This window comes from Synechococcus sp. R6-5, assembly GCF_047461775.1.
In the GTDB taxonomy this organism is placed as follows: Bacteria; Cyanobacteriota; Cyanobacteriia; order Thermostichales; family Thermostichaceae; genus Thermostichus.
In genome coordinates this window covers 1-9,301 of record NZ_JANSHV010000141.1, presented here as the reverse complement: position 1 = coordinate 9,301, position 9,301 = coordinate 1, and the positions used below count along the sequence as shown (strand labels likewise).

Here is a 9,301-nt window from a genome sequence, read left to right as displayed (position 1 = left end):
TTAGCGGTCGGAGCCGGGTAGTTTACCTCCCACCATCCCTAGGGGGCTGGCGGCAACGAGCAAGAAATGGTGGCGATCCCTGGCCTCATCTCCCGAACAGGCTTGATAGCCTAGAGAAAGCGAGATGTGGATACCCATGTCAGATACTCCTGCGGTCTTGGTGGAGCAACTTCAAAAGCGCTACGGATCCACAGTGGCCGTGGCGGATGTCTCCTTTCAGGTGGAACCCGGCCAGATCTACGGCATTCTCGGCCCCAATGGAGCCGGCAAGACCACCACTTTGCATTGCCTTTGCACCTTGCTTCGTCCCGATGCGGGCCGGATAGAGGTGTACGGGATCCCAGCCAGCGAAAACCCCAAAGCGGTACGAGAAAAACTGGGGTTTGTTGCCCAAGAGGTGGCCTTGGATAAGGTGCTGACCGGGCGAGAATTGTTGCAGTTGCAGGCCGACCTCTACCACCTGCCGCGCCCCCTGGCCCAAGAGCGAATCGCTGCCGTCCTGGAGCTGCTGGGGCTGACCGACCGTGCCGACCAACTCATCGGTACCTACTCCGGCGGGCTGCGCAAACGCTTGGATCTGGCGGCAGGACTGCTCCATCAACCCCAGGTGCTGGTCTTGGACGAGCCCACGGTGGGCCTGGACATTCCCAGTCGGTTGGCCATCTGGGATTTTCTGCGCCAACTCAAGAACACAGGGATCACAGTGGTGCTCAGCAGCCACTACCTGGAGGAGATCGACCTGCTGGCGGATCGGGTGGCCATCATCGACCGGGGCAAGGTGATTGCCGAGGGAACCCCAGAGGAGCTGAAAACCCGCGTCGGCGGCGAGCGCATCACCGTCAAGCTGCAGGAATTTGCCCCGGCGGAACTGGCCCAACGGGGTGCCCAACTGCTGGGATCCCTGCCCTTTGTCCAGAAGGTGGTGATCAACAGCGCCCAGGGCAACGCCCTGAACCTGGTGGTGCAGCGGAATGGAGAGGATCCCCTTAGCCAGATTCGCGCCCACTTGCAGGCTCATGGGCTAGAGGTGTTCAGCAGCACCCAGTCTCGTCCCAGCTTGGATGATGTGTATTTGGCGGCAACCGGGCAAACCCTGATGGACGCGGAGCTGGCCGCTGCCGAGGCCAATCTGGGCAAAAAGAAAAAGTAACTTCATCACCTCATGCTCGAGCCCTATTGATCCCTATACAAAGGCACATCGAGGTATTTGGTAGATGGATTTGGAATGGATTGATTGATCGCAACCCTACAGGAGCTTTGGTATGAACTCTGCCTCTTCCTCGGTTCAACCCAACCCGATCCCCCTTCTGACGGCTGATTTTTGGCAGGAGACCTTTGCCCTCACCCGCCGCTTGTTTATCCAACTGCAGCGTCGCCCCACAACCTTGCTGGCCGGCATTATCCAGCCGTTGCTCTGGCTGATTCTATTTGGAGCCTTGTTTCAGAATGCTCCTGCCGGCATTTTCGGGGCCGGACAAAACTACACCCAGTTTTTGGGGGCGGGAGTCATCGTGTTTACGGCTTTTGGTGGAGCCTTGAATGCCGGAGTGCCGGTGATTTTCGACCGAGAATTTGGCTTTTTGAACCGGCTGTTGGTGGCTCCCCTCACCTCTCGTTTTTCCATTGTTCTCGCCTCTAGCCTGTTCATCGTCAGCTTGGCGCTGCTGCAGACGGCGGTGATTGTGGGGGCAGATTACGCCCTTGGGGCCGGGATCCCCGACGGGCCAGGCTTGGCGGTGGTGGCCTTGATCGTGGGCCTGTTGGTCTTGGGCTTTACGGCCCTGAGCTTGGGCTTGGCCTTTGCCATGCCGGGGCACCAGCAATTGCTGGCTTTCATCTTTTTGGTCAACTTGCCCCTGATCTTTTCCAGCACGGCCTTGGCTCCCCTGAGCTTTATGCCCACCTGGCTGCGTTGGGTGGCCAGCCTCAACCCCCTCACTTTTGCCATCGAGCCCATCCGCCATGTTTATCGCAGCAGCCATTGGAGCTGGGCCGATGTGGTGCTGCAGGCTCCCTGGGGCGATCTCACCCTGGCGGGATCCCTGGGCCTCTTGACGGGGTTTGTCGTAGTGTCGGTTCTGCTGGTGCAGGGGGTGTTGCGCAAAAGTTTGGCCTGAGCCTCTCTGCCCAGGCTGTGCCGCTCAAAGCCACTGGCGGGAAACGGACTTCTCCATAGCTGCCTGTGCCCGCTGCACCAGAGCCAGGGGGCTGTCCTGAGCCGGGGAGACGCTTAGAGAGGGGGTAAGGCTGCGAGCCTGCAGGGCCATGTGGAGCTGCAGTTCGGTTACGTACTCCCGCAGGCCAAAGTTAGACCCAGAAGAAGAAGGAGCCGCTGAAGAGGGGTGAGACACAGACATCACGGCAAAGAGTCCTTCACGAAATGGCCACTGTTGCTCTGCTAAGGTATCACGCCCACCCCTTTTCCGAAGCTTCCAAAATGTTAGCTTTGATTAAGATTTGCAACCGTTTGGCCATGGTAGTGCTCAAGGATTGGCAGCGCTCCAAGTTGGATCCCAGCGACGATGCCCTCTTTTACAGCTATCCTCGCTTCGTGACTCATGTGGATTCTGGCTTCATCGGCCAGCTCACCGATCTATACCGCGAGCATTTGCGGCCCCAGACCCGCATTCTCGATCTGATGAGCAGTTGGGTCTCCCATTTGCCACCTGAGATGGAGTTTGCCCATGTGGAGGGGCATGGGATGAACCCGGAGGAACTGGCGGCCAACCCCCGGCTGGATCACTTCTTCATCCAAAACTTGAACCAAAACCCAAGTCTGCCCTTCCCTGATCAATCCTTCGACGCGGTGCTAAACACGGTCTCGGTGCAGTATCTGCAGCAGCCGGAGCAGGTGTTTGCCGAGGTGTATCGCATCCTAAAGCCCCAGGGCCTCTTCATCGTCAGCTTCTCCAATCGCATGTTTTTCCAGAAGGCGATCCAGGCTTGGCGGGACAACTCTGAGGCGGGGCGAGTGGAGTTGGTCAGGCGCTATTTTGAGTCGGTGCCAGGGTTTGCGGTGGTGAAGGTGATCCAGCGGCCTGCCCCTATGGGTTGGCTGGGCTTTTGGGCAGGCGGAGGCGGGGATCCCTTCTATGCCCTAATTGGACAGCGGACGGCGGGGTAGAATTCTCCAGCTTGCCTGTGGCGTGCAGGCGGGATCCTTGGAAATATCCAACAAGAACCCATCATCCATCAGCTTTTTCAGCTTTGCTATCCTCGCTACCCTCAGAGGGCTGTTTTGTTCTCCGGTCTTCCTGACAGTGCTTCTCCACAAAACGGCAATCCTTCCCCCCTACCCATCTCGGCAATTGGGGAGGCAGGGCTGCTGCAGATCGTGCAGCGCTACTGTCCGGCCCAGGTGGTGGGGGATGATGCGGCGGTGTTGGCTGCTCCGGAGGGGCAGTTGGTGGTGACAACCGATGTGTTGGTGGAGGGAGTTCACTTCAGCGATCTGACGACCCCGGCCCATGCGGTGGGCTGGCGCGCGGTGGCCGCCAATCTATCGGATCTGGCCGCGATGGGATCCCGTCCGCAGGCGTTGGTGGTGGGTTTGGGCTTGCCGGGCTCCACACCGGTTGCTTGGGTGGAGGAGCTTTATCAAGGGATGCGGGACTGTTGCGCCCGCTGGGAATGCCAACTGGTGGGAGGGGATCTGTGTCGGTCGCCGCATCGGTTCGTGGCGATCACGGCTTTGGGAAGGGTGCAGCCGGGGCGGGCTATTCAGCGCAGACGGGCTCAACCCGGCGATTGGCTGGTGGTGACAGGGCCCCACGGAGATGCGCGGGCAGGCTTGGAACTGCTTCTCCATCCTGAACAGGGATCCTCAGCCACGGCAGCCGAGCGCGAGCAGTTGATCAGGGCTCACCAATACCCACGCCCGCGACTGGATCTGTTGCCCCTCTTAGAAGGGATCCCGGATCCCTTGCGCATTGCCGGCATGGATACCAGCGATGGTTTGGCAGATGCCCTGGTGCAGGTGTGTCAGGCCAGCGGGGTGGCGGCGAGGATTGCCGTGGAGCGGATCCCGATTTCAGAAGCTTTGCGGCAGGCTTTCCCGGCCCAAGCCTGGGAGTGGGCGCTCTATGGAGGCGAAGATTTTGAGCTGCTCCTCAGTGCCGAGGTGTCGGTGGCCAAGCATCTATTGGAAGAATTGCCAGGGGCCGTTTGGATTGGAGAAGTGACAGGCTGGGATCCGCAGGGAACCGTCTGGCTGAAGGACGGGCAGGCCCTCAGCCGTCAACAAGCCTTCCAGCATTTCTGAGAGAAGTTGTGCTGCAGGATGGCCACCCAAACTGCCAACAGTTGAAGACAAATCGACTTGTGGGAGAAAACAAGCCCTAGGAAGGATTCGATAACCTAGAAGTGGAGAGAAGCTGAGACAAGGAAGCAAATTGACTTGGAATAGCTTCGGGCAACTGCTCAGAACTCGGCAGAACTTGGAGAAGCATTGGAGACTCTACTCATGAAAGCTATCTTAACAGCAGCCATTCTTGGCCTGGCCGGGATCCCTGCGTTGGCCCCCTTGCCCAGTTCGGCTCAGCCGCTGTTTGAATTGGGTGCCTACCGCCTTGAGCAGGGGACGATTATCCCGGTCGGCAGCCTGAGTAGCGAAGGGCCGCAATACTTTTATCCCGACACCGTCTATCCCCTGGAAGTGGCCGTTACTCAGAACATTTTTGACAGCCAGGGGCGCTTGGTGATCCCGGCGGGTAGCCGCATTTTTGGACAGATGGAACCTGCACCGGGCGGATCCCGCTTTGTCGGCACTTCCATTGTTCTCGGCGGTCGTACCTACAGCCTGCGGGCTTCCTCCAACATCCTCCACGACGAAAAGGATCCCCGTCAGTATTCGGCTGAGGCCATCGCTCAGGATGCAGCCATTGGGGCAGCCGCGGGAGCCATTTTGGGGGCGATCACGGGCGGAGTCTCGGTGGGCAATGTCCTGGGAGGTGCCGTGACCGGAGTGGTGGTGGGCAATGTTACCGCTCCGCAGGTGGTGGTGCTGCGCCCCGGCCAATCTTTCAATCTAACTTTGGAAGCTCCGCTGACTTTGTGAGGTGCCGTTTGGAGATTCCTCTGGGAGTGTTGAGGGTCGGCAACTTGTGATTCACTGGGGATCAGACTGCGGATCCCTGTTTTCATGGCTACTGAATCTAAGCCCACTTCCCCCCTCTCCTCCACCGAGCACAGGTTTACGGCTGGAGAGGAGAGCTTTACCTACAGAGCGCTGGCCGGTTGGCAGACCCTTTTCCAGCGGGAAAAGCCGGTGGCCGAGATCTTTCACGTCGCCTATCTAAAGCAAGACTCCGCCTCTCAGCACCGCCCTCTCACTTTTGTGTTCAACGGTGGGCCTGGGGCAGCTTCTGCCTACCTGCACATGGGAGCGCTGGGGCCCAAACGGATTGGCTTCGGGCCCAACGGCAGTTTGCCCCCCTCCCCGGTGCGGCTGGTGGACAATGCCGAAAGTTGGTTGCCCTTTTCCGACCTGGTCTTTGTCGATCCGGTGGGGACAGGGTTCAGCCGCGCCCTGCCCAAGGATTCTCAAGACCCCAAAGATTCCCGGGAGAAATCCGATCCGGCATCCAAGCCCCCTCAGCCGGATGCTAAGGCGGAGGAGCCTCCTAAGGAATCGCCCTTCTGGGATGTGGAGCGGGATTTGCAATCCTTGGGAGAATTCATTCAGGGCTTTCTTTCCCGATACAAACGCTGGCTCTCCCCCATTTTCATTGCCGGCGAGAGTTACGGTGGGTTTCGGGTGGCGCGGCTGGCCAAGGAGCTGCAATCCAAGTTTGGCGTGGGCCTGTCGGGGGCCATTCTCATCTCGCCTGCGATTGAGTTTGGGTTGCTGGAGACCAACGATTACAACCTCAGCACCTGGGCAGCCCTTTTCCCTTCCTATGTGGCCACAGCAGCCCATCATGGACGGTGTGGCTGGGGGGAGGATTTGCAGATCCTGCTGCCCAAAGCAGAACACTTTGCCCGACAACGTCTGCTGCCCCTCTTGGCCATGGGGGAGGCAATGCCAGAGGCAGAACGGCAAGCGGTGTATCAGGAAATGGCAGCAGGGATCGGCCTATCTCCAGAATATGTAGCCCACAAAGGCGGGCGGATCGATATCGCCAGTTTTGCCCGCGAGCTGTTGCGGTCGCAGCGACTGGTGCTGGGGCTCTACGATGCTTCTGTAACCACGGTGGATCCCTTTCCGGATCGGCCTACCTTCGAGGGATCCGATCCCACCTTGGATGGGATCGATCGCCTGTTCACGGCAGCCATCAACAGCCACTTGCGAGAGACCTTGCAGGTGGAAACGGAGTTGACCTATCACCTACTGAACCTGGAGGTGTTCAAGTCCTGGCGGTTCACCCCAAAAGGAGAGTTTAAGCAAGGATTCATCGGGGCAATGGACGAGCTGCGCAGCAGCATGGCCCTCAACCCCCACATGCGGGTGAGCATTCATCATGGCTTTTACGACCTGGTCACGCCCTACTTTGCCTCGAATCACCTGGTGGATTTGATGAAGTTGGATCCGCGGTTGAAGGCCAACCTCACCCTACGTCATTATCGCGGCGGACACATGTTCTACACCTGGGATCCCTCGCGATTGGAGTGGTTTACAGAAATGCGTGAGTTTTACTCGAAAACAGCTTCCAGCTCAGAGTCATAACATACTCGCCGGGCGAGGATTCTGGTTCCTGGTTTTGCAGCAGCACTTATAGTCAATTCAAATGGCAATGAGACACTAGCCGGTGCAATAGCTCCGCTAGAAAGTTCCTCTATAGCGTGCATCCTTGCCCTCTTGAAATTTAGGCCAGGACAGTGGCCCACACCCAAAACGTTGCATGCACAGGGCCATAGGGCTTTTCTCAGTAGCTCAAACGACCCTACTCCCTACAACCAGTCGCGTAGCTCTGAGCTGGGGATCTCACGGCGCTCCCCGGTAACCGTGAGAAAAATCGTGAGAAAAATAATGAGCGGTTTTGATTCCTGTCTTTCCCTCTTCTTGAGAGAGAGAACTCAGATGGGATCCCTGTGGGCTAAGGGGCTTGTTGTTGACTTTGAACAGGAGGGATCCGGCGCAAATTCAAAAGCACCATTGCGCTAAGGGGGCGCGTGTTGGCCAGTAGCCCCACGATCAGCAGCAGCCAACTGTTCAAGGTAGTATTGTCCAGCAGCCAACCCATCAACAGAGCCGATCCTGCCCCTTCGGCAACTGCCGCCAAGATCCAAGCCCGGCTACCTTTCCAGCGCTGAGACCACAAGGCCCATTGCAGCCCACCAACGCCGACCCCCACCAGCAAACCGCGCAGCGCATCTCCCATTGCCTGCAAGACATTTTGGAGCCAGGGATCCGTCGGGTTAAAAGCAGAGGTTGCTACCCCCACCTGGGGAGCGAGGAAATCCGCCGCCGCCCAGCCCAAAGCCGTGGCCAGCAAAGTTGCAGCCACCCATCCCACCGAAACCTGCCGCCGCAACACCAGCCACTGCAGCAGCCCCATCAGCAAGCCAAGGCCGGCTCCAGCCACCGCTTCTTGTAGTGATCCCAAAGCCGCCAGCAGAGGCGCTGATGCCCCCAGCCCCAGGTAGCCGATCCCAGCCGCCCCCAAATTGGCCAAGAGCCAACTCAACGCCGACCCTTTGCCCAGGCGGGGTGCATTCAGGGGTGCATCCAACAGATGAGAGCCGGACTTGCTGTTGACATGTTCCTGCCCAACCTTCTGTTCCACCTCGCGCAGCCCCTGTTCCGCTGAAGGGTTACCCGGCTCCAGCCGCAGCACCCCTTGATAATCCATCTGGGCAAGGCCCCAATGTCCCTGCCGTTGGTGGGCCAGGCCGCGGTAGAGATAGTAGCGGGCTTCGTTGGGGGCGCTCTGGATCAGCTCATTGAGCAGATGGACGGCCATCTTGTACTCGCCTGCCTCGATCAGCCTTACCGCCCGTTGTAGCTTTTCTTCCTCGTCTGGGGCGGCTCGACCCATCGGCTGTTGGGAAGTCGGCTGGCCAAATCCGGTCGGGATCCGCGGGGGGCGAACACCTTGAGGTGAACGAGAGGAATTTGAGGGGACGAACGGGGCAGGAGGGGCAACCTTGTTTCCATAGACAGCCTGTAGCTGCTGGCTGAGCCCTTCCATGTTGGCTGGGCGGAGGGCAGGGTCTTTCTCTAGGCACTGGAGGATGACCCTCTCCAGAGCAGCAGGGATGGGGTGGGCTAGCTTGTGGTCTTGGAAGGGGCGGGGCTTTTGAAAGTTGTGGACGTGGTACCAGCCCTGCAAGGTGTCGGTATCCGGCTCGAAGGGCAACGCACCAGTTAACAGCTCGTACAGCACCACCCCCAGGGAATAGATGTCGGAGCGGCCATCCAGCTTTTCTCCGCGCATTTGCTCGGGCGAGGCATAGACCATCGTGCCCAAAAAATAGCCCGTCTGCGTCAGGCCACGAGAGGTCTCCCCCATGAGCTTGGAAATGCCGAAGTCCAGGATCTTGACCCGCTCTTTCCCATCGGGCCCTTTCTGCACAAAGATGTTGCTGGGTTTAATGTCGCGGTGGATGACGCCGCGAATGGAGTGCTTGCCCAGATCCATCTGAAAGTTGTGGGCGTGGTGCAGGGCAGAGCAAATTTGCAGAGCCAAGTTCACCACTCGCTCTGGGTGCAAGGGGCCTTCCCGAGCCAGCACATAGTCCAACCCCTGGCCGCTGTAGGGTTTGGCATTCAGGTACTCCATCACCAGATAGGGCTGGTTTTGGTACAGGCCGTAAGAGCGCACCTGCACGATGTTGGGGTGCTCGCCCAACAGAGCGCTGACCCTGGCCTCATCCATGAAGCGTTGCTGCAGTTGCTGGTAGTACTCTGGGCCCATGTCCGGGGGCGGCGGGCGCAACAACTTGACGGCCACCAGCTCGTCATTGAGCTGGGTATCCACCGCCTCGAACACATTGCCGTAGCCACCCTCGCTGATGTGGCGGGTCAGCCGGTAGCGGTTGCCAATCAGTTGTCCAATCAGGCGCTGGTTCATGGAGGAGGGCGGCCAGCCGGGGAGTTTACCTATGATTCTAGTCAGCTTAGGGGCTTAAAACCTGCTGGTGAGGGATCCGCTGCCATTGCGACCCCTTTTCCACCCCAAAAGCCAGGGATCCCGCTAGGATTGGGGCATGAGTGCTCCTTCTGCAACTGCTGCTCTATCCCCTTTCTGGCTGGAGGTTACCGAGTTTGCCTTGCAGGCTACGGCCAGCGTGGGATCCCAGCTCTTGGCAGACTTTGGCCAGGCCCACCCTACGGTTCGCGCCAGCGGGACGGAGTCCTTAA

8 protein-coding genes are annotated in these 9,301 nt (G+C 59.0%); 6 read left to right on the top strand and 2 right to left on the bottom strand.

Annotated elements, in window-relative coordinates; genetic code table 11:
* Window positions 1-136: 136 nt before the first annotated feature.
* On the top strand, window positions 137-1,150 hold the full coding sequence (locus NW818_RS08245) for an ATP-binding cassette domain-containing protein (RefSeq protein ID WP_414330655.1): 1,014 nt from the start codon (window positions 137-139) through the stop codon (window positions 1,148-1,150).
* A 112-nt stretch (window positions 1,151-1,262) separates the two neighbouring features.
* A complete protein-coding gene (locus NW818_RS08240; protein ID WP_414424289.1) occupies window positions 1,263-2,117 on the top strand; it encodes an ABC transporter permease in 855 nt (284 codons plus the stop codon).
* A gap of 24 nt (window positions 2,118-2,141) precedes the next feature.
* On the opposite strand, the gene NW818_RS08235 is transcribed toward NW818_RS08240, so the two are convergent.
* A complete protein-coding gene (locus tag NW818_RS08235) occupies window positions 2,142-2,357 on the bottom strand; it encodes a hypothetical protein (RefSeq protein ID WP_011433464.1) in 216 nt (71 codons plus the stop codon).
* Between the two features lie 116 nt (window positions 2,358-2,473).
* On the opposite strand from NW818_RS08235, the gene NW818_RS08230 reads away from it, so the two are divergent.
* The 4 genes from NW818_RS08230 to NW818_RS08215 all read left to right on the top strand — a co-directional run bounded on the left by NW818_RS08230 (window position 2,474) and on the right by NW818_RS08215 (window position 6,664).
* Window positions 2,474-3,124 carry a class I SAM-dependent methyltransferase gene (locus tag NW818_RS08230; protein ID WP_011433463.1) on the top strand — a complete coding sequence of 217 codons (651 nt, stop codon included), beginning with the start codon at window positions 2,474-2,476 and terminating at the stop codon, window positions 3,122-3,124.
* A 114-nt stretch (window positions 3,125-3,238) separates the two neighbouring features.
* Complete coding sequence (gene thiL / locus NW818_RS08225) at window positions 3,239-4,261, top strand: thiamine-phosphate kinase (RefSeq protein WP_414424288.1); 1,023 nt, start codon at window positions 3,239-3,241, stop codon at window positions 4,259-4,261.
* A 201-nt stretch (window positions 4,262-4,462) separates the two neighbouring features.
* On the top strand, window positions 4,463-5,056 hold the full coding sequence (locus tag NW818_RS08220; protein WP_414356811.1) for a hypothetical protein: 594 nt from the start codon (window positions 4,463-4,465) through the stop codon (window positions 5,054-5,056).
* Between the two features lie 84 nt (window positions 5,057-5,140).
* A complete protein-coding gene (locus NW818_RS08215) occupies window positions 5,141-6,664 on the top strand; it encodes a S10 family peptidase (protein WP_414424287.1) in 1,524 nt (507 codons plus the stop codon).
* Between the two features lie 370 nt (window positions 6,665-7,034).
* Here the strand turns inward: NW818_RS08215 and NW818_RS08210 are convergent, their stop codons facing one another.
* Window positions 7,035-9,011: a protein kinase domain-containing protein gene (locus NW818_RS08210; protein WP_414424286.1), complete on the bottom strand. Its 1,977-nt coding sequence runs from the start codon at window positions 9,009-9,011 to the stop codon at window positions 7,035-7,037.
* Window positions 9,012-9,301 lie beyond the last annotated feature (290 nt).

What these genes read in the sequence shown, in the direction of transcription:
- NW818_RS08245 (WP_414330655.1), top strand. Translation starts at nt 137, where the DNA reads ATGTCAGATACTCCTGCGGTCTTGGTGGAGCAACTTCAAAAGCGCTAC.
- NW818_RS08240 (WP_414424289.1), top strand. Translation starts at nt 1,263, where the DNA reads ATGAACTCTGCCTCTTCCTCGGTTCAACCCAACCCGATCCCCCTTCTG.
- NW818_RS08235 (WP_011433464.1), bottom strand. Translation starts at nt 2,357, where the DNA reads ATGTCTGTGTCTCACCCCTCTTCAGCGGCTCCTTCTTCTTCTGGGTCT.
- NW818_RS08230 (WP_011433463.1), top strand. Translation starts at nt 2,474, where the DNA reads ATGGTAGTGCTCAAGGATTGGCAGCGCTCCAAGTTGGATCCCAGCGAC.
- NW818_RS08220 (WP_414356811.1), top strand. Translation starts at nt 4,463, where the DNA reads ATGAAAGCTATCTTAACAGCAGCCATTCTTGGCCTGGCCGGGATCCCT.
- NW818_RS08215 (WP_414424287.1), top strand. Translation starts at nt 5,141, where the DNA reads ATGGCTACTGAATCTAAGCCCACTTCCCCCCTCTCCTCCACCGAGCAC.
- NW818_RS08210 (WP_414424286.1), bottom strand. Translation starts at nt 9,011, where the DNA reads ATGAACCAGCGCCTGATTGGACAACTGATTGGCAACCGCTACCGGCTG.